Below are 20,756 nucleotides of genomic sequence, written 5' to 3'. Positions count from 1 at the left end.
CCTACTGCAAAGGCCCCATCGGCCACAAGTCAGAGTTTTTTACTGTATGTCCAGGTGGGCACATTCGCATCGCGCGCCACCGAATAGCTTTCCGCATCGCCCAGATACTGGAACCCGCAATGGGTCAGGACCCGGGCCGAGGCCGGATTATCCTGAAACACACTGGCGAACATCGTCGCGTTCTCCAGCGGGTTGGCGTTAACAAGTGCTTCGACAGCCATCGAGGCAATGCCCGTGTTCCAATAGATCGGCGCGACCCAATAGCCGACTTCAGACTGATTCCGATCAAGTCGTTTCAGCGAAATCACACCGATCAGTTCCGGACCTCCGTCCTTGGTGGCATCCATGACCCAGACGTCTTCATCCCGGTTGTCGGCCATCGAACGGGTTACAAAGGCTTCGATCGATCCGGGGGCCAGTGGATGTGCAATACTGGTGGTCATCCGCGCCACGCGCTCATCACCTGCATAATGCTCGATAAGGCCCATGTCCGACCGGCGCAGGGGGCGCAGATCGAACCGCTCGGTTTCAATGACCGGCTGATTAATTATTGTCTCAAGCTTCATTGGTGTGTTCCTCCTCCGAACAACACGAATAGTACGGACGCGACCGTAAGACCCGCCAACGTCCACATCAGATATTTTTCCGCCGGGCGACCTTCAACCGCATGCGCGATTCTATCCCCGGCAAAAGTCCAGATCGGGTGCAAAACGATCTGGCAGATCAACAAACTAAGCGCGATCGTGAGCGTTGCATCAAAGCTGGACGTCCCCGCCGCGACAAAGCCGGTAAAACCCGCAACAATCATGGCCCAGGCTTTTGGGTTCAGCGGATGCACGATCAACCCCGCCCAGAATCCCGGAACATCACCGACCGCATTTTCGCGCGACAATCGCAAATTCGCGATCTTCCACGCCAGCCAGCAAATATATGCAGCCGAAGCATATTTCAGCGCCGCGAAGACTGTCGGAACCTGTTCCGCCAGTTGCAGCAGGCCAAAGCCTACGGGCCAGATAATCAGCTGCTTGCCAAGCACGACACCGGCCACAAATGGCAATGCGGCGCGAAACCCATAGCGCGCACCAGTTCCCAGCAGGACCATGTTGGCCGGCCCTGGCGTGCCGACCTGAGAGGCGGCAAATATCAGGAAACTGGTGGTTGCGACTGTCATTGGTTCTTTCGATCACGACTGCGTAAAAACGAGAAAGGGGACCGGCACTTTGTGCCGGTCCCCCATGAATTTTCTTAAACCTTCTGGGTCTCGGCTTACTCTGCGGCCTCCGCCACTGGCAGGACCGAAATAAAGGTGCGGTTTTTAAGTCCCTTGTGGAACTTCACGGCGCCATCGACAGTTGCAAAGATGGTGTGATCTTTGCCAATGCCTACGCCTTCGCCCGGCCAGAACTTGGTGCCGCGCTGACGCACGATGATGTTGCCTGCGATAGCGGCCTGGCCACCATACAGTTTTACGCCAAGGCGACGACCAGCTGAGTCGCGACCGTTACGGGAGGAACCGCCAGCTTTTTTATGTGCCATTCTCTCTCTCCTTAGCCTTTAGCCAATTCTTTGGCTTGCTCAACCCATTCGGGTTTCACTTTGACCGTTTCGATAGCAGCAATCTGCTCATCCGACAAGGCGGCCAGAGCGGCAAAGCTCGCGATACCGGCCTCAACCAGCTTCTTGGCGGCGGCAGGGCCGACACCGTTCAGTTGGGTCAGATCGTCAGCAGCGGCAGCAGCGGGTACTTCAGCCTTGGCTACTGCTTTCTTGGCAGGCTTTGCAGCAGGTGCCGCTTCGCCAGCCGGAGCTGAACCGGTTGCAGCTTTGATGCCCGATTTGTCAGCGCCCGACGCCAGAATGTCGGTGATTTTGACCAGTGTCAGTTTCTGACGGTGGCCAACGGTACGCTTCGAGCTGTGCTTACGACGGCGCTTGACGAACTTGATGACCTTGTCACCTTTGATCTGTTCGATCACTTCGGCCTGAACGCCTGCGCCTGCAACGAAAGGTGCGCCAACAACCGGAGCGTCACCGCCCAGCATCAGAACATCGTTGAATTGAACTTTTTCACCTGCGTCGGCAGCCAGCTTTTCAACGCGGAGGATATCGCCCGCCTGAACCTTGTACTGCTTGCCGCCAGTCTTGAGGACCGCAAACATGCGTTTTTCCTTTTCTAACCCGCGTTCTGTGGTCCCCTTTGCGGGTGTTTTGGCCCCAAGAAACTTGAAAGCCACCTCGAACAGCGCGCCCTTTTCGGGCTGTGTGAATGGCCCCTGACAATGTCATGCAGGCCAAATAATAACGATACCCGGCGCGGAAAACCGGCCGGGATGCGCGCTTATCCATAGAATGCAGGTAAAAGTCAACACCAAAGCGGCGTCAAAGATCGGACGCCCTCAGCGCCTGTGCAACCGCCTGCCCCAGGCGATAGGAGATATCATTAAACATACGGTCAAAGCCGTCAAACACGGCGTCATTCAGGGCCCGTCCCGTTTCGGTTCTGGAAAACGCGATATTTTCGCGCATCTGAGCCTCGTCCAACGGGCGGTAGGCCATAAGAAGAAACGAGAAAAGCCACTCTTCGGTGTCCTCGCTCCGACTGTCCTTCTGCAACAAAAGCTCGGCCAGCAGTTCCTGATCGTCGGTCCGCGCATCAACATCAAGACCCCGAAAGAAGCTGTAGTCTGACGTCAATGCCCCCTGAACATTCTTTTCAATCAGGTTATTTGCCTCGATATATTCCTTGACCAAAGCGAACTGAGCGGTGCTGCGTTCTGCGGACTTATAGGCTTCTCGGGCCATGTCTTCGATTGCCTGATCCGACATGGCGCGCCGGGCCGAATTTTCCAGCGTTACGATGGTCTGGCCAAGATCGCTTTCAAAAAACAAGATGGCCTGATCAAGCTGAACATCGGACATGCCCGCCACGAAGGCGTCCGTCAGATGTTTCCGCATCCAAAGGGGATCGTAGATACGATTGACCTGCGCCTCGAAATAAGCGCCGCCCTTGTTGTCCAAAAAGGTATCATCAAGAGTCTCGCGATGGCCCTGCCCCTCGTGAACAAGGATTTCCATCACCTGCGTCAGACGCATGGCTTTTGCCAGTCGGTCGACTTTTCCATCGGCATACAGCGGCAGGGCCCAACTCAGAGCGACCACAAATGCCAGAACTACGCGCTGCATCATATGTCCTGTGCCGGGTGCAATTCGGCCATCCGTGCGGCAAGAACCTCGAACCTCATGGCCATGATCTCATATTGGATGGCGTTCAACAGCTCGTAGACTTCCTGCATCAGCGGCTGTTCCAGCGCGTCAACATATGTATCCACATCAGCGTCGGAAAAACCTTGATAGGTGTAAGCCGCACCGGCCAGATTAGACAGTTGCAGCGACTGGCGCATTGCCGGTTCATTTTGCTTCATCAATTCGCGCAGTTCATCCCCGCCCAACTGCAGCTCGATGACCCCCGACGCGCTGGCCGCCAGAAGGAAACGCACCTGAATTTCCTGCAAGGCACGCAGTGCGGTGCCTGTGGAATCAATCGCGTTGTTCATGCGTTTAAAACTTTCGACCCGTTTCGACCCGCTCTTGATCAGGTCAGAGATAATCCTTTGACCTGCCAATTGCTTGACGTCATCGTCTTCTTGCATGTGTGAGGCATTCTCGGCCTCGACCAGACGTTGCCCCAGATCAGACGCGTAAAACTCGACAGCGTGTGCCAGGGCCTCGTCGCTTAGGGTCTGCTCCAGAATGGAAACAGCGGTGTCGTGCATTGCATCGACTTCAAAAACCTCGTCCGTCAAACGGGTCCAGTCCGAGCCGAACCCCTCTGGGTCAACACCCAACATCTGCGGCGCGGACCGTGAACTCAGGGCGATGCTTTCAAGAGCCACGTCAAACCCGGTTGTGGTCAGAAAGGCCTCGATCCGATCCCGGTTCGCTGCAGAAAGCTCAAGAGGAACCAGAACAAGCGCCAGAAACGGGGCAAGAAACCAAAAGGCGATGCGGTGTGCAAACTGTGTCATAGCAATCAGAGTAGGTGTTTTACGCTGGCAGGCAACGGAAAATCCCGGCATTCACGATTTCCGGAATTTTCTGCTTGCACCCCCGTTCGTTCCTGACTAAATCCCCCCCTCACAGACCCCCGCGGAGAGGTGCCGGAGTGGTCGAACGGGGCGGTCTCGAAAACCGTTGTGGGTGCAAGCCCACCCAGGGTTCGAATCCCTGTCTCTCCGCCAAAATTCCAATATCGAAAGCCGTTAGAAAACGTCTTCCGGTCGGATCTGGGTTCTCAGCAAAATTGCAAGTGGTCCGTTGTCAGAAACTGTAGTGGCCTAGGTCGCCCGGCGTGTTCTTGCCGTGAATTCGAGTGCAATCAGCGTAGCCCGGCTCAAACCTCTATTCTGCTGAGAATTCACAGGAATTCCCCTTTGTATATCCGCTATATTTAACGCATCCCGGCGACACATTTTCCAAAGGAGACACACATGTCGCGTATTCTTATCCTGATCATCATCGCCGCTGTCGGTGTTGGTAGTTACTACTATCTCAACCAGTCCGAACAAACCCCGGCTGAACAAGTGCAATCCGCAACGCAGGAGGCGGGCGATGCAGTGGCTGATGCCGCGGCAACCGCTCAGGAAGCTGCGACTGACGCGCTTGAAGACGCAACAGAACAGGCCAGCGAGGCAGCTTCATCCTTTACCGAACAGGCTCAGGAAGCCGCATCGTCGGTTGCCGATCAAGCCAGCGAGGCGGCTTCGTCTGTCGCGGAACAAGCATCCGAGGCAGCACAGCAGGCCGGTGATCAGGTGGCGGCGCTGGCGGGTCAGGGACAGGAATTGCTGAACTCCTGGATTCAGGAAGGCAAGCTGGACGCCACCAATTTCGACTATGAAGGCATCATGACCTCGATTCAGGACAGCACATTGGCCACGGATCTGAAAGAACAGGCGATCAAGATCGTAAATGACATTAAAGAGTCGCCTGAAACCATCGCCTTGAAGATTCAGGAACTGACCGCGCTGTTGACGCAGCAATAACAAAGTAGGGGCCGGTAGCCCGTTCCCGGCCCCTACCCCTCACGCCTATTTTTCGGGCGTGCCCTTACGTTATCGTTTCTCTGAATTGACCCAGTGTGCGGCATTTGATTGGCTGCTCCGACACGATATCCGCGCTCAATGTCACCAGTCGGCAGTTTCCTGTTTAGACAGGTGTGCGCTTTGAACACGCCATCTAGAGGATGATCCCATGACTGACCTGCCCAAAATAATGAAAGCTGCTATCCTGAAACACGGCGGGTACTCGGACACTTCGACCGGACCAGTCATCGAGGATGCGGCTGATTGGCTTGAAGCAGCGGAACTGCCCGTTCCCAATCCCGGCCCCGGTCAGGTTTTGATCCGCCTGCGCGCGTCGTCGGTCAATCCGTCCGACCTCCACTTTATCAAGGGTGAATATGGCCAGCCGCGCGTCAAAGGTGCCGCGGCCGGATTCGAAGGCTGTGGCGACATTGTTGCAACCGGAAAAGGTGCCGAGGCGCTGAAGGGGCTGCGTGTCGCTTTCGTGGCGGCTGGATCCGGTGCTTGGGCGGAATACGTCGTGACGCAGATGCAAATGTGCATCCCCTTGCGTCCGGATGTTTCAGATGATGACGGGGCCGCGCAAATCGTCAACCCGCTTACCGCGATGGCGATGGTGGACATGGCAAGGGAAGACGGCGATGCATTTGTGATATCCGCTGCGTCCAGCCAGTTGGGAAAACTGATGTGCAGCCTCGGGCGTGATCTGGGGTTGAAACCCATCGCGCTGGTGCGCCGGGCCGAGACAGTCGAAATGCTGAAAAGTCTTGGAGCAGCCGAAGTGCTTGTGACGTCCGATCCTGAAGTCGTCGAGAAGTTTGCCGCGATAAGCGCCACGCTGAAACCTCGGGTCTTCCTTGATGCGGTGACGGATCAACTGTCCGAGAAACTGTTCTGCACCATGCCAAACCGGGCGCGCTGGGTCAGCTACGGCAAACTTTCGACCCAAGCGCCAACGCTTTTTCAGACAGGTCAGCTGATCTTCATGGGAAAACGGATCGAAGGTTTCTGGCTGACGCAATGGATGATGTCGACACCGCCCGCTGACCAGATGCGGGTTGTGGCCGAAGTTCAGGCCCGCTTTGCCGATGGTCGCTGGAAAACGGATGTTTCCGAACACCTTACGCTTGAAAATCTTGTGCCGAATCTGGCTGACGCGCTGAAAAAGAGTGACGGAAAGGTGATTATCACCCCATAGTAGAACTCACCTGCGTTACCGGAGGATATACGCGGGCGGAACAAGACGCGGGAAAACCGGTGGAGGGAGGACAGTGTGGATAACGCGCAGCTGCTGATTAGCGGGCTGGCGAACGGGTGTGTCTACGGCCTGATCGCACTTGGCTTTGTTCTGATCTACAAGGCGACCGAAGCGGTAAACTTTGCTCAGGGCGATTTCATGATGCTGGGCGCATTTGTGACCATCGGCCTGACAAATACCGAATATATGGGGTTGCCGTTCTGGCTCGCTCTGCCGGTATCATTGGGAATAATGGCCGCGCTCGGTTATCTTCTGGATCGCCTTATCATTCGCCGCCTGTTTGGTGAAAGCCAGACCGCCGTTGTCATACTGACCATTGCTTTGGGCTTTGTGATCCGTTTCATTGCCGGTCTGATCTGGGGGCACGAGCCGCAAACGCTGCAGAACCCGCTTGCGGGCAAAGAAGTGCGCATGGGCGGTCTTGTGCTGGGGATGGAAGATGTCGCGATAATCGTCGTCACGGTGCTGCTGACATGGGCACTCTATGTTTTCTTTAGCCGCACCAAAATGGGGCTGGCGATGCAGGGCGCCTCGCAAAACCAGCTGGCAGCTTATTACATGGGCATTCCCGTCAGGCGTGTTCAGGGATGGGTCTGGGCTCTGGCCGGAAGTGTTGCGGGAATTGCCGGAATTCTCTTTGCTGCAAAAGGTGCTGTGGATCCGACAACCGGATTGCTGGGCATCAAGGCTTTTGCCGCGGCCGTGATCGGCGGGTTCGGCAGTTTGCCGGGTGCATTGGCCGGAGGGCTGATTGTAGGCGTTATCGAGCCATTCGCCAGCCGGTACATCGCGGCAGGCTACAGCCAGGTCGCGCCATACGCTTTGCTGCTTGCCGTCCTGATCTTCCGACCAAACGGGCTGTTCAGTCAGGTCCGGGTCAAGAAAGTCTGAGCCATGCGTATTGTTTTCAAAACCGATTACATGCAGGATATCCGCCCGTGGAAAGACGGGTTCCAGTTGCGCCTTTATCTGCTTCTTCTGTTTGTCGTCGCGGCTGCGCCTCTCGTGCTGGACGATTTCTATCTGGGTGAACTGACAAACGTTCTGATCTGGGCCATTGCTGGTCTGGGTCTGATGATCCTGACTGGACATACAGGGCAAGTCAGTCTGGGCCATGCGGCCTTTCTGGCCTTCGGCTGTTACGCCAACGTGGCCCTGATTGAGGCAGGCGCGCCTTTTCTGGTCGCGTTTCCGCTGGCCGGAATTCTGACCGGGATCGCGGGCGTGACCGTCGCAGTCCCTGCCCTGAGGCTTCATGGTATCTACCTGGCGATCTTTACAATGGCGCTGTCCATCCTGATGGATGACATCATTGTTCTGTCCGAGCCGATCACTGGTGGTGTCGCGGGTAAATATATCGGCGGGGTCGAGGTCTTTGGCCTTACGGTTGACCGCTGGGGGACGCCTGATCTTTTTTTCTGGCTGGTTCTGTCTGTCACCATTCTGGTCACGTTGGGTTACGTAAACCTGCTGCGTGCCCCTTTGGGACGCAGCTTCATCGCCGTGCGCGACTCCGAGGTTTCGGCGCAGGCAATGGGTATCGATATCGCGCGAACAAAGATGATTTCATTTGCCCTGTCCTGTGCGGTTACAGGTTGGGCCGGCGCGTTAATGGGGCTGTTTGCCGGTGCGTTTAACAACGAAACCTTCAGCGTCCTGATCTCGATCCAATTGCTGATGATGATCGTTATTGGCGGGCTGGGTTCGATCCACGGCGCGTTTCTGGGCGCGATTGTGATTGGGTTTTTGCCGCAGTTTCTATCGATTTCAAAGGAATATGTCGGCGCGATCATCGGCGGAAACACCGTTGCCATTCCGGGGCTGGAGTTCGGCATCTTTGGCATGATCCTGATCGGCTTCATCCTTTTCGAACCCATGGGCATCTATGGTCGTTGGCTGAAAATCCGCACCTGGTTCGAACTGTTTCCTTTCTATCGCAAGGACATGTTCAAACGGCAGAAATCCTATCTCAAGACGGAGCGTCTGAGATGAACTTGCTGGAATTTGAAAACGTTACCCTGAAATTTGGTGGTCTGACAGCCGTGGACAACTTGTCCTTCGAGGTTCAGCAGGGCGAAGTCTTTGCCATAGTCGGGCCGAATGGCGCGGGCAAATCGACGGTCTTCAATCTGATCTCGCGCTTTTACGAACCGTTTTCAGGGTCGATCCGGTTTGATGGTCACGATCTGCTTCAGGTTAAACCGTCTGGCGTGGCTGCCTTTGGGGTGGCGCGAACCTTCCAGAATATCGAGCTGTTCGAACACGCAACTGTCCTGCAAAATCTACTGGTCGGAAGACACAGGCATCGGACAACGAACTTGATTTCAGAACTTTTGTTCACCCCTGCGGTCCGACGGCAAGAGTTGGAGAGCCGGGAAAAAGTCGAACAGATCATCGATTTCCTCGACCTGCAGGCCTATCGCGACAAGATGATTTCAGGGCTGCCTTATGGCGTACGCAAAGTGGTCGAAGTAGCACGTGCCCTGGCGACCGATCCCAAGCTGCTGTTGATGGATGAACCAGCCTCGGGACTGTCGGTGGAAGAGACGACCGATATGCGCTGGTGGATCGACGATATCCGGCGCCAAATAGGAATTACCGTGCTGATGGTCGAACACGACATGGGATTGGTATCGGGCGTGTCCGACCGGGTCCTGGCCATGGCAGATGGGGCAAAGCTGGCCCTCGGGTCTCCGGCAGACGTGCAATCGCATCCAGCCGTGATCGAGGCATATCTGGGGAAAGCCTCATGAACGCCCCGATCTTGCAAGTCCGCAATATCGAAAGTTTTTATGGCCCCATTATGGCCATTCGGGGCGTTTCGCTGGATGTTCACGAAGGGAAAATCGTGTCGATCCTTGGCGCAAACGGCGCGGGCAAGACCACATTGATGAAAACCATCTCTGGCGTGATGGACCCGGAAAAGGGAACAATCACCTTTGATGGCGGCGACATTCAGGGCTGGGAACCGCACAAGGTTGTCCAGCGCGGGGTGGTTCACATCCCGGAAGGGCGCGAAGTTTTTCCACTGCTGACGGTTGATGAAAACCTAAGTCTCGGCGCCTACACCCGCAAAGACAAAGACCAGATCGAACAGGATCGTGAGCTGGTCTTCCGTTATTTTCCGATTCTGAAAAACCGTCGGTCGCAAGAGGCCGGAACCCTTTCGGGCGGACAGCAACAGATGCTGGCCATAGGGCGCGGATTGATGGCCCGGCCTCGTATCATGTTGCTGGATGAACCGTCTCTGGGACTGTCCCCTCTGCTGGTGCAAGAGATCTTCGGCATTCTCAAACGTCTGAACGAAGAACAGAACATGACAATGTTGCTGGTTGAACAGAATGCCAATGCGGCGTTGGAACTGGCACATCATGGCTATGTCATGGAGGTGGGTCGCATCGTCATGGACGGTGCCGCGGACGCGCTTTTGCAATCCGAGGATATTCAGAGCTTTTATCTTGGAAAACAGGAAGAAGGCGCGCGCGAAAGCCGCCGCTGGAAGCGGAAAAAGACGTGGAGGTAAGACGGATGGACGCCACGCCCCTACCCCCTCAGGTCATGATAAACGGCGTTCAGTTCAACGCAACGGCAGGGCAGCGCCCGGTACGCGTTGATGGCTGCATCACCATTGCAGAGTTGTTCCAAAGCCGATGTGCCGAACTGGGCAGCCGAACGGCGCATCGCGAAAAAGACCTGGGTATCTGGAGATCCTATTCCTGGGCCGATTACTGGCAGCATGCCAAATGGATCGGGCTGGCCTTGCGCAAGCTGGGACTGGAACGCGGCGACGTGGTCTCAATCCTGTCCGAGGACCGCAAGGAATGGGCATGGCTCGACATGGGCATTCAGGGCGTTGGCGGTATCGCTTCCGGCGTCTATACCACGGATTCCGCCAGTCAGTTGCAATACCTGGTCAACGACAGCGGCACCAGGTTTCTGATTGTCGAGGATGAAGAGCATCTGGACAAGTTTCTGGGAATTGAGGCCGAGGTTCCCGATCTGATCAAGGTGATCATCCTCGAGGACGAAGGGCTGCATGACCTGAACCATCCGCGCTGCATGATGATCGACGAGCTGTTCGCCTTGGGCCAAGAGGCGGAACTGGCCGAGCCCGGGCGCTTCGAAGCGGAAATCGCATTGGCCAAACCGCAGGACATTGCCTTGCTGGTCTATACGTCGGGTACAACCGGTCAGCCGAAAGGCGCAATGCTTAGCAATGAAAACATCCTGGCCGCCATCGAATCCGCTGCACGGGTGCTGCCAGCGCTGCCCAGCGATGAACAGCTGTGTTTCCTGCCTCTGTGTCACATTCTGGAACGTAATGTCTCGGTCTATTTCCCCTTGGCGGCCCGCTGCACTGTCAATTTTGCCGAAAGCCCTGAAACTATTTTCGCAAACCTTCAGGAGGTTTCGCCCTCAACCTTCACAGCGGTGCCAAGGGTTTGGGAAAAGATCTACTCACACGTCCAGATCCTGACACAGGAAGCCACGCCTTTGGGGCGGCTGGCATTCGGCCTGGCATTAAAAACTGGTGCGCGCCGTGCCGGATATCTGAGCGCAGGCCAACCAGTTCCATCCGGCGTCGCCACCAGATTCTGGTTCTGGGATCAGCTGGTTTTGAAAAACCTGCGCCGAATGTTGGGTCTGGACAAACTGCGACGAGGCGGAACAGGCGCCGCGCCAATCTCGACCGATCTGCTAAAATGGTACTGGTCCATCGGCGTGCCGTTGGTGGAAGGGTTCGGGATGACCGAAACTTCGGGCCTCGCCACGCTCAACACCACAGACAGCAATAAGATCGGAACCATAGGCAAAGTTGTCGAAGGGTGCGACATTCGCATCTCGGACGATGGCGAAATCCAACTAAAGGGCTTGAACATATTTCAGGGATACTGGCGCAACAACGCGAAGACAGCAGAAACCTTCACCGCCGATGGCTGGCTGCGTACCGGGGATATGGGGTCAATAGATAAGGATGGCTATGTCACCATCACGGGCCGCCTGAAGGATATCATCATCACCGCAGGTGGTAAGAACATCACCCCAGCCGAGATCGAAAGCCGCCTTAAGTTCAGTCATTATGTCGCGGACGCAATCATCATCGGGGACAGGCGCAAATTTCTGACGGCACTGATCATGATTGATCAGGAAAATGTCGAAAAATACGCGCAGGGCCATAAAATCCCCTTCTCGAATTTTGCCTCGCTATGCGCGGCACCGGAAATCAGGCAGTTGATCAGTTCGGAAATTGCCGCTGTTAATGCAGAATTTGCGCGGGTCGAACAGATCAAGGATTTCCGTCTGATCGACGTCCTGCTGACCGCTGAAGACGACGAACTGACTGCGACGATGAAGCTGAAACGCGGACTGGTTGAAAAGAAACACGGGCATCTGATCGAAGACATGTACACTTGACCAAAAGATTAACGGGAGGAAAGAGATGAAGAAATTACGCAACAGTCTGGCGGCTGCATCACTGCTGACAGCATCGGCAACACTTGGTTGGGCGCAAACACAGGGCGTGACCGATGATGAGATTGTCATTGGTTCTGTCAACGACCTGAGCGGGATATTCGCCGCAGTGGGTGTTCCGGCAACCAAAGGTGCAAATGTCGTCTTTGATCGGGTGAATGCAGCCGGTGGCGTGCACGGGCGAAAAATTCGTTACGTGGTCGAAGACAACGGCTATCAGATGCCACGTGCGATGCAGGGCTATAACAAACTGCTCAATCGCGACAAGGTATTTGCCATGCTGCAATCGCTTGGCACGCCGATGAACATGGCAGGGTTCAAGCTGTTGGATCCCAAAGGCATTCCCAACGTAGCGCCTCTTACAGCTGCGCGTCAGATGTTGCAGGAACCCATGCGGAACAAGTTCACCTCCTTCTCGACCTATTTCGATCAGGCGCGTGTCGGTGTGAACTATCTGGCTGGCGAGTTTGGCTCAAAGACGGTCTGCACCATGTACCTGCCGACAGATTTTGGTGAGGAAATTCTAGAAGGCAGCAAGGCCGGAGCCGAAGAAGCCGGGCTCACTTTTGGATCAGAAACCACCCATAAACCGGATGAGACGGATTTCGTTGGATCGCTGAGCAAGCTCAAGGAAGAGGGTTGTGATATCGTCACCATGGCGCTTGGGGTGCGGCAGGCGATCACTGTCGTGGGCACCGCTAAGAAAATGGGTCTGACCGATATGAAATTTCTCGGCACCTCGGCCAGTTTCCTGACGGTCGTGGCGCAGGTGCCCGGTGGCGTGACCGATGGATTCTACGCGGCAGCTTCGTGGCAGGATCTTTGGGCGCGTGCGGATCAACCTGCCCCGGCCGCATTTATCGAGGAATACAAGGCAGCCACAGGCGAAGATCCGGTCGGATTTGCCATGCTGGGTTATTCGGCGGCTGAAATGATGGTTAAGGCGTTGGAGGCCGCAGGCCCTGATCTGACGCAGGACAGTTTCATCGCAGCGATGGAAACGCTGGATTATCAGGACGATCTGGTTGGCAACCACATAACCTATGGTCCTGAAGACCATCAGGGCGCGGATACTGTGTTCGTCAACGTTGTTGAAAACGGTGCGTGGAAACTCGTTTACGAAGAATGAATCCCTGACCCGCGCAAAGCAAAAGGGCTCGCAAGTGCGAGCCCTTTCTTTTGGGTATTCCCGGCGAATTAACGCTTCGAGAACTGGAACGAACGGCGGGCTTTGCGCTTACCGAATTTCTTACGTTCCACAACGCGGCTGTCGCGGGTCAGGAAGCCAGCGGCTTTCAGTGCGCCACGCAGGTTCGGATCATAGAGTTGCAGCGCTTTCGAGATGCCGTGCTTAACCGCACCGGCCTGACCGGTCAGGCCACCGCCTTTGACGGTTGCAACAACGTCGAATTCACCTTCTACGCCGGCAACCTGGAACGGCTGGCGCAGGATCAGCTGCAGAACGGGGCGTGCAAAATAGACGTCCTGATCTTTGCCGTTTACGGTGACTTTGCCGGAACCCGGCTTGATCCAAACGCGGGCAACAGCATCTTTACGCTTGCCAGTGGCATAGGAGCGGCCCAGCTCGTCACGTACGGGTTCACGTACGATCACTTCTTCGGCCACGGTTTCAACGCCTGCGACGGCGCTCAGCTCTTCGAGAGTATTGATCTGATCAACCATCGGTCATTAGCTCCGGGTGTTTTTCTTGTTCATGGACTTGACGTCCAGAACTTCGGGGGCCTGGGCCTCGTGCGGGTGCTCGGCACCGGCATAGATACGCAGGTTGGTCATCTGCTGGCGCGACAGGCGGTTGCCTGGCAGCATACGCTTGACGGCCTGGAAGACAACACGCTCGGGGTGTGCGCCATCCAGGATCTGCTGTTTGGTGCGCGATTTGATGCCGCCCGGGTGGCCAGTGTGCCAGTAGAAGTTTTCTTCGCGCTTCTTGCCGGTCATCTGGATTTTGTCAGCGTTGATCACAATGACATTGTCGCCCATATCCATGTTCGGAGTAAACGACGCTTTGTGCTTGCCACGCAGGCGCATGGCGACGATCGAAGCAAGACGGCCCAGAACAACGCCTTCGGCGTCGATCAGGATCCACTTCTTGTCGATGTCTGCAGGTGTTGCAGAAAAGGTTTTCATGGCAGGATAGTCCTGTTTGATGTGAAAGACCGCCCCAGCGGAGCGGCCCGAATTCGATGGACGGGTTTTATGAGGTGCCTGCACGCAGGTCAAGCGGCATTAGTCTTATTTATGCACGTAAAACCAAATACTTAGAAAATAGGTATTATATTACCCCATATTCAAACGCTGATTTGTTCAGGCGGATTGTCCAATAGAACACGCAGGCGCTGCATCGCGTCCTCGAACCGTTCCAGTGACACATGACCATTCATGGCAATACGTACCGCGTTCGGCGCGCGCCCATCGCGCAGCGCGAACTCGTCGGCGGATCGGAGTTGTATCCCTTCCCGCTCGGCCGCGCGACTGAATGCAGCCGACCGCCAGCCAGACGGAAGGCTCAGCCAGACAAAGGGAACGTCCGGGGCCCAGTTCAGATCAAACCCACCCAGGGTATTGACAGCAACGCGTAGATAATCCCCCATCCGCGTGCGCACATCCTTGGCGATCTGACGCGTACGCGGATCGGACAGCAGAAGGCGGGTCAATTCCGCCAAGGGCTGGGCCAATCCGAAATATCCGTATTCAGCGGACCGGCGCAGATCCACACTTTTTTCTCTGGGGGCGATAGCAAAACCCACACGCAATGCCGGTGTCAGAATCTTCGAGATTGATGACACATGCCATCCCCGTTCAGGCGCCAGTGCCCGAAAGCTGGGCTCTCGGGCATCGCCCATGCGATAGCAATCATCTTCAATGATCTGCAAATCAAAGCGACGGGCAATCTCAACGATCTCTTTCCTCCGCTCCAACGGTGTGTGTGCGCCCGTTGGGTTTTGAACTTCTGGCGACACGCAGACGGCCTGCGCTGTCGTGTGGCGCAGAACATGTTCTAACGCTGCCGGATCGACACCCCATCTGTCCATCTTCACACCGACCACTTCCGCGCGCATCAGTTCGCCTGCGCGACGGAACCCGGCATAAGACAGGTCCTCGACCAGTACGACAGGTTTGGGCCCGCGCAGGATCGTTTGAAACACAACGCAAAGCCCGTTCTGGCCGCCATGTGTCAACACAATATCATCATGGGTCAGTGCGCCCAGCGGAAGGTCTGACAACCAGTCCACAACCGCCTGTCGCACGGGCTGGTACGCGTCACGCGTCGGGTAATTCAGAAACAAACCCGGATCGGCTTGCGACACTTTTTTCAGACATTCACGGATCAGGGACACCTGCCCCATATCTGCCAACCTAGGGCTGAACAGACTTACATTGGCATTGTATTTGTCGTCCCGAAGATGCAGTTGCCGCGCCCAAACGTCGTCAAGAATGGGCGATTTTGGCGGCGCAACAAATGTACCACGCCCGACTTCGGCTTGTAACAACCCCTCATCTGTCAGGATTGTATAGGCGCGCGCGACTGTACCAGGCGTTATTTGCAGGCGATACGCCAGTTCGCGCACCGGAGGAAGTTTGACGCCCACTTCCAAAGATTTGTTATCTATGGCTTTTCGAATTGTGTCAGCAACCAGAGTGTATTTCGGTCCTTTGGATTTCGGTAGCGCCTCTGGCCAAATTGTATCCACTACAATTCTTCCTTTGCTTTTGACACAATTTCGAATGTATCAGTCACGTGTACCAAGTACAACTGATTTGTGTCAATACAATTGAAAGGAATTCCGAGATGACACGCACAATGCACACCCCCGCCCTTCTGCTGCTGACCGACAGCCCCCGGCTGCCTCTGGCCGCTGCACTGGCCGTGCGGTTTGCGGCAGCGGTCACTCAATGGGAGCGTCGTCGCCGTAGCCGCGTCAATCTTAGTTATCTGGATGACCGCTTGCTGAAAGACGTCGGTCTGACACGCCATGATGCGCGCCGCGAGGTAAAGCGCCATTTTTGGCAGATTTAACTGATCCCCAGTCCCATTATTGGGACCTCTTCCTGGGCCGGGGCTTGTCCCCGGTCTTTTTTATCCGAATTTCGCGGCCGCGGACCCTGCAGGTGGCAGGGAATAGGTCATCGTCGCTCTGGCAACAGGGTCTTCCGCGCCATCGGAATACATAAGTACGTCACCGACGGCCAAAGTCCGGCCCAGTTTCAGCAGGCGACATATAGCAATCATGTCCGTGTTGCCTGCTGGTTTGCGTAGAAAATCCAGGGAACTGTTCGTTGTGACCGCCAGGGATTGACGCCCTTTTCGCGCCAGAACCATCGCGTATACACAAACATCAGCCAGCCCAAACATGGATGGTCCCGAAACCGTACCCCCCGGCCGCAGATGCTGATCCTTCACAACAAGGCGCATGGTGATTGTATCTTCGGTCAGGTCCTCGACGACAAAGTCTTTATGCACCTGCGGGAAAACCTCCTTTAGGTATTGTGACAGTTCGTCCCGGTTCATTGCCAAAGCCATGCTTTCCCTCCTGCTCATACCGACCTAGAGTTGGCCCAACATGGGATCGGAGGGCAAGATGGCAATTCTGGAACGTAACGACACCGGCGCTGTTGCACGGCTTACAATGAACGCCCCAGAGCGGCTGAACGCGCTGAGTGACGAGATGCTGTCGGCGTTTCAGGCTGAACTGGACACGTTGCGTGAAGACACGTCGATCCGGGCAGTGATCCTGGCGGGTCAGGGCAAGGCTTTTTGCGCCGGCCACGACCTGAAACAGATGACGGCCGGACGCCAGTCCGAAGATGGTGGCAAAGCTTATTTCAATGACCTGTTTTCGCGCTGCGCGAAAGTGATGATGTCGATCCAGTCCCTACCCCAGCCCGTCATCGCACAGGTCCACGGCATTGCAACCGCCGCCGGGTGTCAGCTGGTAGCCACCTGTGACATGGCCGTCGCCGCGGAAGGCACAAGGTTTGGGGTGAACGGCGTCAATATCGGTTTGTTCTGCTCGACACCAATGGTGGCCCTCAGCCGCAATATCCCCAGAAAGCAGGCATTTGAAATGCTGACGACTGGTGAATTCATATCAGCCGAACGTGCTGCCGATTTGGGTTTGGTCAACCGCGTTGTCCCCGAGACGCGTCTTGAACACGAAACCAATGCGCTGGCAGAACTGGTTGCTTCCAAGCTGGGATCCGCTGTCAAAATCGGTAAAGAGGCGTTTTATCAACAGCTTCTTATGCCGCTGGATCAGGCTTATGCCTATGCCGGTGACGTAATGGCGCAGAACATGCTGTACCGTGATACAGAAGAAGGCATTTCAGCCTTTATCGAAAAACGTCCCCCAAATTGGTCCCAATAATGCAATTGTTTTGCACATTTTTCGCCACTGTTTTGAATTTTGCACTTTCCAAAAGGGCGACACTGTGGCAAAGCTGGGTCGAGGCCAAGGCCTCAGGACACTTTTGGGTCGCCGTGGGCGGAAGGTCCCTCCAGCTGGTCTCTCTCACCAGCGCTGACAATCCCGCAGCGGCGACCCCAAGACCCCTTCCATAAAATTCGTGAAACCGCTTTGCCTCAGTTGCGCCCGATTGTGGTCTGCCCTATGTGGCATCGCATGACACAAGTTTTGCATATTGTAGGCGGAGGCATGGCCGGGTCAGAGGCGGCCTGGCAAGCTGCTGAAATGGGCGTGGATGTTGTGATTCACGAAATGCGTCCGACCATCGGCACCTTTGCACATCAGACCGGCAATCTGGCGGAAATGGTGTGCTCGAACTCGTTCCGCTCGGATGATGATGAGCAGAACGCAGTGGGTCTGCTGCATTGGGAAATGCGTGCCGCCAATGGGTTGATCATGACAACAGCCGATGAACACCGCCTGCCGGCCGGTGGCGCGCTGGCTGTGGACCGTGACCCGTTTGCAGAAAGTGTGACCGCAAAACTTCGCGCCCACCCACGCGTAATGGTAACCGACGAAGAAGTGACGACCCTGCCCAGCGATGGCCAGTGGATCTTTGCGACCGGCCCCCTGACGTCGCCCGCGCTGGGTCAGTCCATCCAGGCCGAGACAGGGTCTGACGCACTTGCCTTTTTCGACGCCATCGCACCGATCGTCTATGCCGAAAGCATCGACATGAGCAAAGCGTGGATGCAATCACGCTACGACAAGGGCGAGACTGAAGAAGAGCGGACGGCCTATCTGAACTGCCCGATGGATCGGGATCAGTACGAGGCCTTCATAGACGCGCTTCTGGCAGCAGAAAAAACCGAATTTCACGAAGGCGAGGCAGCAGGTTACTTCGACGGCTGTCTACCCATCGAGGTTATGGCCGAACGCGGTCGCGAAACGCTGCGCCATGGTCCGATGAAACCGGTCGGGCTGACCAACCCGCATGAGCCCGGCGTGAAACCACATGCAGTGGTGCAGTTGCGCCGCGATAACGCATTGGGCACCTTGTTTAACATCGTGGGTTTCCAGACAAAGATGAAATACGGCGCCCAGACCGACGTGTTCCGTATGATCCCTGGCTTGGAAAATGCCAGCTTTGCCCGGTTGGGCGGCATTCACCGCAATACGTTCATCAACTCTCCCACGCTTCTGGATTCGCAAATGCGGTTGAAATCCAAACCCAACATTCGGTTTGCTGGACAGATCACGGGTGTGGAAGGCTATGTAGAAAGCGCCGCGATGGGGTTGCTGGCTGGTCGGTTTGCCGCTGCTCAGATTTTGGGGCGTGACCTGCCCGCTGTTCCGCAAGACAGCGCAATGGGTGCTTTGATTCACCACATTACGGGTGGTGCCGAGGCCAAGACCTTTCAGCCGATGAACGTGAATTTCGGCCTGTTTCGCCCCGTGGATGGCCTGAAAGGCGGGCGTCGGGGTCGTAAAGACCGGTACAAGGCCTATACCGACCGGGCCAAAGCTGAATGGAGTACCTGGTTGGAACATTGCTGACTGGACGCGTAATGCGGACTCGGCCTAGCATGCTGGAATGAACGACACGTTTCTGAACAGCACATACAACCTCGGCACGCCTGAAGCGACTGAAGCGCACTATCAGAACTGGGCTGCAACCTATGAAAAGGAAGTTGGTGAACACGGTTACGCCACGCCGGGCCGTGTAGCAGCGGCTTTGTGGTCTTTCGCACCGAAGCCGCAGATCCCAATTCTGGACTACGGCTGCGGCACCGGGTTGTCGGGGCTTGCTCTGCGCGCTGTTGGCTTTGAAGTCATCGATGGGATGGACCCAACAGAGAACATGCTTCAGGAAGCCGCCAGCAAGGGCGTTTATCGAACACTGACCGGATTCGATATCGCCAAGCCCGCGCCGTTGAAGCGTGGGGAGTACACGATGATTACTGCCATAGGAGTGATCGGAAAAGGTGCTGCCCCGCCCGAGACACTGGATTTGTTGATGCACGCGTTGCCCAAGGGTGGTTTGCTTGGCTTTTCGCTGAACGATCATGCGTTGGCGGACCATAAATTCACCTGCCGTCTGACGGATTGGGTCGACATGGGGGCCGCACGTTTGTTATTTCGTGAACACGGCCCCCACCTGCCCGGTATCAACCTTAACTCTGACGTGTATGTATTAGAAAAAGCGTGACTCTCGTAACGCGCTTTGCGCCATCCCCAACAGGCCCCCTTCACCTTGGGCACGCATATTCTGCGTTGGTTGCCAGCGATCGGGCTGTTTCTGAAAGCGGCCGGTTCCTGCTGCGAATTGAGGATATCGATCAATCCCGCTCGCGACGGCTATGGGAGGATCAGATTTACCACGACCTCAGATGGTTGGGGCTGACATGGCCGGAGCCCGTGATGCGCCAATCGGATCGTTTGGGCTTTTACCACAAGGCGCTGGATCAGCTATGGGCGCAGGGTCTTTTGTATCCATGCACGTGTAATCGCAAAGATATCGCCGCTGCAACCAGTGCGCCGCAGGAAGGCGCACCCATGCTTGGACCCGACGGGCTTGTTTACCCTAGGACTTGTCGAAAAAGGTTTGTTGGCAAAGATTTATCGGAACTTCCTCGTCCAACTCAGGACCCATTGCGATTGGACGTGGTCAAGGCGTGTCAGGCGGTCCACAACCCCGACAGGTATCAGTTTCTTGAGCTGGGTTCGGGTCCCGGCGGCGAAACCGGCATTATCACCTTTTCGCCTGATGAGTTGATTACCACCATAGGTGATGTTGTTCTGTCCCGCCGTGACATGGGGACGTCGTATCATTTGTCCGTCGTACTTGACGACGCGGCTCAGGGTATAACACAGGTGGTACGGGGACGGGACTTGTTTGACGCGACCCGCATCCACGTTCTGTTGCAGGTGTTACTGAACCTGCCGACACCCGAGTATTTCCACCACGACCTGATCCGCGATGATGCAGGCAAACGGCTGGCCAAACGCGATGATGCCCGCGCGATCTCAAAATACCGGGCCGAAGGGGCTAGCCCGGGCGACATACGCCGAATGGTTGGGCTTTGACCCCTACTCCATTGGCGCCATCAGTTTAGCCTCGACCCCATCCCGAACGGCGGTAAAAAAACAGGTTCGTCGGTTGGTATGGCAGGCTGCACCGGTTTGACGGACCAGAACCAATAGACAATCCCGGTCGCAATCGATCCGGAAATCCACCAGTTCCTGCACATGGCCCGAGGTTTCGCCCTTGATCCAGAAGGCCTGCCGGGAGCGCGACCAATAGGTTACCCGCCCGGTTTCGAGGGTCTTTTCAACCGCCTGCACGTTCATCCAGGCCATCATCAGAACCTCGCCTGATGCTTCATCCTGCGCAATCGCCGGGATCAGACCCGCCTCATTAAATCTCAATTTAGAGGGGTCAAACACGACTGGGTCAGACATCTGAAAAACCTTTTGCATCCGGTGGGCTGGCCACTATGTATGGGTAACACACGACGA

The 20,756-nt window shown here is 56.0% G+C and carries 24 protein-coding genes and 1 tRNA gene; 14 read left to right on the top strand and 11 right to left on the bottom strand.

From position 1 onward, the window contains the following. Positions 1-29: 29 nt before the first annotated feature. The 6 genes from ACR3FC_RS01210 to ACR3FC_RS01185 form a co-directional block, all read right to left on the bottom strand. On the bottom strand, positions 30-566 hold the full coding sequence (locus ACR3FC_RS01210; RefSeq protein WP_480472732.1) for a GNAT family N-acetyltransferase: 537 nt from the start codon (positions 564-566) through the stop codon (positions 30-32). Further along, on the bottom strand, positions 563-1,171 hold the full coding sequence (locus tag ACR3FC_RS01205; protein WP_480472730.1) for a LysE family translocator: 609 nt from the start codon (positions 1,169-1,171) through the stop codon (positions 563-565). The genes ACR3FC_RS01210 and ACR3FC_RS01205 overlap by 4 nt, the downstream gene beginning before the upstream one ends. A gap of 95 nt (positions 1,172-1,266) precedes the next feature. After that, positions 1,267-1,536, bottom strand: coding sequence for a 50S ribosomal protein L27 (gene rpmA / locus ACR3FC_RS01200; protein ID WP_050602452.1), 270 nt, complete (start codon positions 1,534-1,536; stop codon positions 1,267-1,269). Between the two features lie 11 nt (positions 1,537-1,547). Next, positions 1,548-2,159, bottom strand: coding sequence for a 50S ribosomal protein L21 (locus ACR3FC_RS01195; protein ID WP_480472728.1), 612 nt, complete (start codon positions 2,157-2,159; stop codon positions 1,548-1,550). A gap of 220 nt (positions 2,160-2,379) precedes the next feature. Further along, positions 2,380-3,183: a DUF2059 domain-containing protein gene (locus ACR3FC_RS01190; RefSeq protein WP_480472726.1), complete on the bottom strand. Its 804-nt coding sequence runs from the start codon at positions 3,181-3,183 to the stop codon at positions 2,380-2,382. Further along, complete coding sequence (locus ACR3FC_RS01185; protein WP_480472724.1) at positions 3,183-4,025, bottom strand: DUF2059 domain-containing protein; 843 nt, start codon at positions 4,023-4,025, stop codon at positions 3,183-3,185. Before ACR3FC_RS01185 ends, ACR3FC_RS01190 begins: the two co-directional genes overlap by 1 nt. A gap of 123 nt (positions 4,026-4,148) precedes the next feature. Between ACR3FC_RS01185 and ACR3FC_RS01180 the strand changes: the two genes are divergently transcribed. From ACR3FC_RS01180 to ACR3FC_RS01140, 9 genes are all read left to right on the top strand, one after another. After that, positions 4,149-4,238: transfer RNA gene (locus ACR3FC_RS01180), tRNA-Ser, on the top strand. 249 nt (positions 4,239-4,487) lie between these two features. Further along, on the top strand, positions 4,488-5,042 hold the full coding sequence (locus tag ACR3FC_RS01175; RefSeq protein ID WP_480472722.1) for a hypothetical protein: 555 nt from the start codon (positions 4,488-4,490) through the stop codon (positions 5,040-5,042). A gap of 208 nt (positions 5,043-5,250) precedes the next feature. After that, entirely contained in the window at positions 5,251-6,279 is a 1,029-nt protein-coding gene (locus tag ACR3FC_RS01170; protein ID WP_480472720.1) for an alcohol dehydrogenase catalytic domain-containing protein, read from the top strand. Between the two features lie 75 nt (positions 6,280-6,354). After that, positions 6,355-7,230 carry a branched-chain amino acid ABC transporter permease gene (locus tag ACR3FC_RS01165; RefSeq protein WP_480472718.1) on the top strand — a complete coding sequence of 292 codons (876 nt, stop codon included), beginning with the start codon at positions 6,355-6,357 and terminating at the stop codon, positions 7,228-7,230. Positions 7,231-7,233: 3 nt separating this feature from the next. Further along, positions 7,234-8,331: a branched-chain amino acid ABC transporter permease gene (locus ACR3FC_RS01160; protein ID WP_480472716.1), complete on the top strand. Its 1,098-nt coding sequence runs from the start codon at positions 7,234-7,236 to the stop codon at positions 8,329-8,331. After that, positions 8,328-9,092 carry an ABC transporter ATP-binding protein gene (locus tag ACR3FC_RS01155; RefSeq protein ID WP_480472714.1) on the top strand — a complete coding sequence of 255 codons (765 nt, stop codon included), beginning with the start codon at positions 8,328-8,330 and terminating at the stop codon, positions 9,090-9,092. The genes ACR3FC_RS01160 and ACR3FC_RS01155 overlap by 4 nt, the downstream gene beginning before the upstream one ends. After that, complete coding sequence (locus tag ACR3FC_RS01150; protein WP_480472712.1) at positions 9,089-9,862, top strand: ABC transporter ATP-binding protein; 774 nt, start codon at positions 9,089-9,091, stop codon at positions 9,860-9,862. Before ACR3FC_RS01155 ends, ACR3FC_RS01150 begins: the two co-directional genes overlap by 4 nt. 5 nt (positions 9,863-9,867) lie before the next feature. Then, positions 9,868-11,754, top strand: coding sequence for an AMP-dependent synthetase/ligase (locus ACR3FC_RS01145; protein ID WP_480472710.1), 1,887 nt, complete (start codon positions 9,868-9,870; stop codon positions 11,752-11,754). Between the two features lie 25 nt (positions 11,755-11,779). Further along, positions 11,780-12,940 carry an ABC transporter substrate-binding protein gene (locus ACR3FC_RS01140; RefSeq protein ID WP_480472708.1) on the top strand — a complete coding sequence of 387 codons (1,161 nt, stop codon included), beginning with the start codon at positions 11,780-11,782 and terminating at the stop codon, positions 12,938-12,940. Between the two features lie 68 nt (positions 12,941-13,008). On the opposite strand, the gene rpsI is transcribed toward ACR3FC_RS01140, so the two are convergent. From rpsI to ACR3FC_RS01125, 3 genes are all read right to left on the bottom strand, one after another. Beyond that, complete coding sequence (rpsI, locus tag ACR3FC_RS01135) at positions 13,009-13,494, bottom strand: 30S ribosomal protein S9 (protein WP_209503959.1); 486 nt, start codon at positions 13,492-13,494, stop codon at positions 13,009-13,011. Positions 13,495-13,500: 6 nt separating this feature from the next. Further along, a complete protein-coding gene (gene rplM / locus ACR3FC_RS01130) occupies positions 13,501-13,959 on the bottom strand; it encodes a 50S ribosomal protein L13 (protein ID WP_480472706.1) in 459 nt (152 codons plus the stop codon). Between the two features lie 161 nt (positions 13,960-14,120). Continuing rightward, positions 14,121-15,524, bottom strand: coding sequence for an aminotransferase-like domain-containing protein (locus tag ACR3FC_RS01125; RefSeq protein ID WP_480472704.1), 1,404 nt, complete (start codon positions 15,522-15,524; stop codon positions 14,121-14,123). 98 nt (positions 15,525-15,622) lie between these two features. Between ACR3FC_RS01125 and ACR3FC_RS01120 the strand changes: the two genes are divergently transcribed. Then, a complete protein-coding gene (locus tag ACR3FC_RS01120; RefSeq protein ID WP_480472702.1) occupies positions 15,623-15,850 on the top strand; it encodes a DUF1127 domain-containing protein in 228 nt (75 codons plus the stop codon). Positions 15,851-15,910: 60 nt separating this feature from the next. Here ACR3FC_RS01120 and ACR3FC_RS01115 read toward each other — a convergent pair whose 3' ends face one another. Beyond that, the gene (locus ACR3FC_RS01115) at positions 15,911-16,354 is read right to left on the bottom strand and encodes a PaaI family thioesterase (protein WP_480472700.1); all 444 of its coding nucleotides are present in this window, start codon (positions 16,352-16,354) and stop codon (positions 15,911-15,913) included. A gap of 58 nt (positions 16,355-16,412) precedes the next feature. Here ACR3FC_RS01115 and ACR3FC_RS01110 point away from each other — a divergent pair, with 58 nt between their 5' ends. The 4 genes from ACR3FC_RS01110 to gluQRS all read left to right on the top strand — a co-directional run bounded on the left by ACR3FC_RS01110 (position 16,413) and on the right by gluQRS (position 20,324). Further along, positions 16,413-17,198 (top strand): enoyl-CoA hydratase, encoded by a 786-nt coding sequence (locus ACR3FC_RS01110; protein WP_480472698.1) that lies wholly within the window; start codon positions 16,413-16,415, stop codon positions 17,196-17,198. Between the two features lie 255 nt (positions 17,199-17,453). Then, complete coding sequence (trmFO, locus tag ACR3FC_RS01105; protein ID WP_480472696.1) at positions 17,454-18,794, top strand: methylenetetrahydrofolate--tRNA-(uracil(54)-C(5))-methyltransferase (FADH(2)-oxidizing) TrmFO; 1,341 nt, start codon at positions 17,454-17,456, stop codon at positions 18,792-18,794. 37 nt (positions 18,795-18,831) lie between these two features. Next, positions 18,832-19,446 carry a class I SAM-dependent DNA methyltransferase gene (locus ACR3FC_RS01100; protein ID WP_480472694.1) on the top strand — a complete coding sequence of 205 codons (615 nt, stop codon included), beginning with the start codon at positions 18,832-18,834 and terminating at the stop codon, positions 19,444-19,446. Then, entirely contained in the window at positions 19,443-20,324 is an 882-nt protein-coding gene (gluQRS, locus tag ACR3FC_RS01095) for a tRNA glutamyl-Q(34) synthetase GluQRS (protein WP_480472692.1), read from the top strand. Before ACR3FC_RS01100 ends, gluQRS begins: the two co-directional genes overlap by 4 nt. Positions 20,325-20,327: 3 nt before the next feature. On the opposite strand, the gene hisI is transcribed toward gluQRS, so the two are convergent. Then, complete coding sequence (hisI, locus tag ACR3FC_RS01090; RefSeq protein ID WP_480472690.1) at positions 20,328-20,717, bottom strand: phosphoribosyl-AMP cyclohydrolase; 390 nt, start codon at positions 20,715-20,717, stop codon at positions 20,328-20,330. Positions 20,718-20,756 lie beyond the last annotated feature (39 nt).

Source organism: Ruegeria sp. AF3 (assembly GCF_056536285.1).
This window is presented reverse-complemented; position numbering and strand designations above follow the sequence as displayed.

Coding starts and splice junctions, on each gene's coding strand:
- ACR3FC_RS01210 (WP_480472732.1), bottom strand. CDS start 566: ATGAAGCTTGAGACAATAATTAATCAGCCGGTCATTGAAACCGAGCGG.
- ACR3FC_RS01205 (WP_480472730.1), bottom strand. CDS start 1,171: ATGACAGTCGCAACCACCAGTTTCCTGATATTTGCCGCCTCTCAGGTC.
- rpmA (WP_050602452.1), bottom strand. CDS start 1,536: ATGGCACATAAAAAAGCTGGCGGTTCCTCCCGTAACGGTCGCGACTCA.
- ACR3FC_RS01195 (WP_480472728.1), bottom strand. CDS start 2,159: ATGTTTGCGGTCCTCAAGACTGGCGGCAAGCAGTACAAGGTTCAGGCG.
- ACR3FC_RS01190 (WP_480472726.1), bottom strand. CDS start 3,183: ATGCAGCGCGTAGTTCTGGCATTTGTGGTCGCTCTGAGTTGGGCCCTG.
- ACR3FC_RS01185 (WP_480472724.1), bottom strand. CDS start 4,025: ATGACACAGTTTGCACACCGCATCGCCTTTTGGTTTCTTGCCCCGTTT.
- ACR3FC_RS01175 (WP_480472722.1), top strand. CDS start 4,488: ATGTCGCGTATTCTTATCCTGATCATCATCGCCGCTGTCGGTGTTGGT.
- ACR3FC_RS01170 (WP_480472720.1), top strand. CDS start 5,251: ATGACTGACCTGCCCAAAATAATGAAAGCTGCTATCCTGAAACACGGC.
- ACR3FC_RS01160 (WP_480472716.1), top strand. CDS start 7,234: ATGCGTATTGTTTTCAAAACCGATTACATGCAGGATATCCGCCCGTGG.
- ACR3FC_RS01155 (WP_480472714.1), top strand. CDS start 8,328: ATGAACTTGCTGGAATTTGAAAACGTTACCCTGAAATTTGGTGGTCTG.
- ACR3FC_RS01150 (WP_480472712.1), top strand. CDS start 9,089: ATGAACGCCCCGATCTTGCAAGTCCGCAATATCGAAAGTTTTTATGGC.
- ACR3FC_RS01145 (WP_480472710.1), top strand. CDS start 9,868: ATGGACGCCACGCCCCTACCCCCTCAGGTCATGATAAACGGCGTTCAG.
- ACR3FC_RS01140 (WP_480472708.1), top strand. CDS start 11,780: ATGAAGAAATTACGCAACAGTCTGGCGGCTGCATCACTGCTGACAGCA.
- rpsI (WP_209503959.1), bottom strand. CDS start 13,494: ATGGTTGATCAGATCAATACTCTCGAAGAGCTGAGCGCCGTCGCAGGC.
- rplM (WP_480472706.1), bottom strand. CDS start 13,959: ATGAAAACCTTTTCTGCAACACCTGCAGACATCGACAAGAAGTGGATC.
- ACR3FC_RS01120 (WP_480472702.1), top strand. CDS start 15,623: ATGACACGCACAATGCACACCCCCGCCCTTCTGCTGCTGACCGACAGC.
- ACR3FC_RS01115 (WP_480472700.1), bottom strand. CDS start 16,354: ATGGCTTTGGCAATGAACCGGGACGAACTGTCACAATACCTAAAGGAG.
- ACR3FC_RS01110 (WP_480472698.1), top strand. CDS start 16,413: ATGGCAATTCTGGAACGTAACGACACCGGCGCTGTTGCACGGCTTACA.
- trmFO (WP_480472696.1), top strand. CDS start 17,454: ATGACACAAGTTTTGCATATTGTAGGCGGAGGCATGGCCGGGTCAGAG.
- ACR3FC_RS01100 (WP_480472694.1), top strand. CDS start 18,832: ATGAACGACACGTTTCTGAACAGCACATACAACCTCGGCACGCCTGAA.
- hisI (WP_480472690.1), bottom strand. CDS start 20,717: ATGCAAAAGGTTTTTCAGATGTCTGACCCAGTCGTGTTTGACCCCTCT.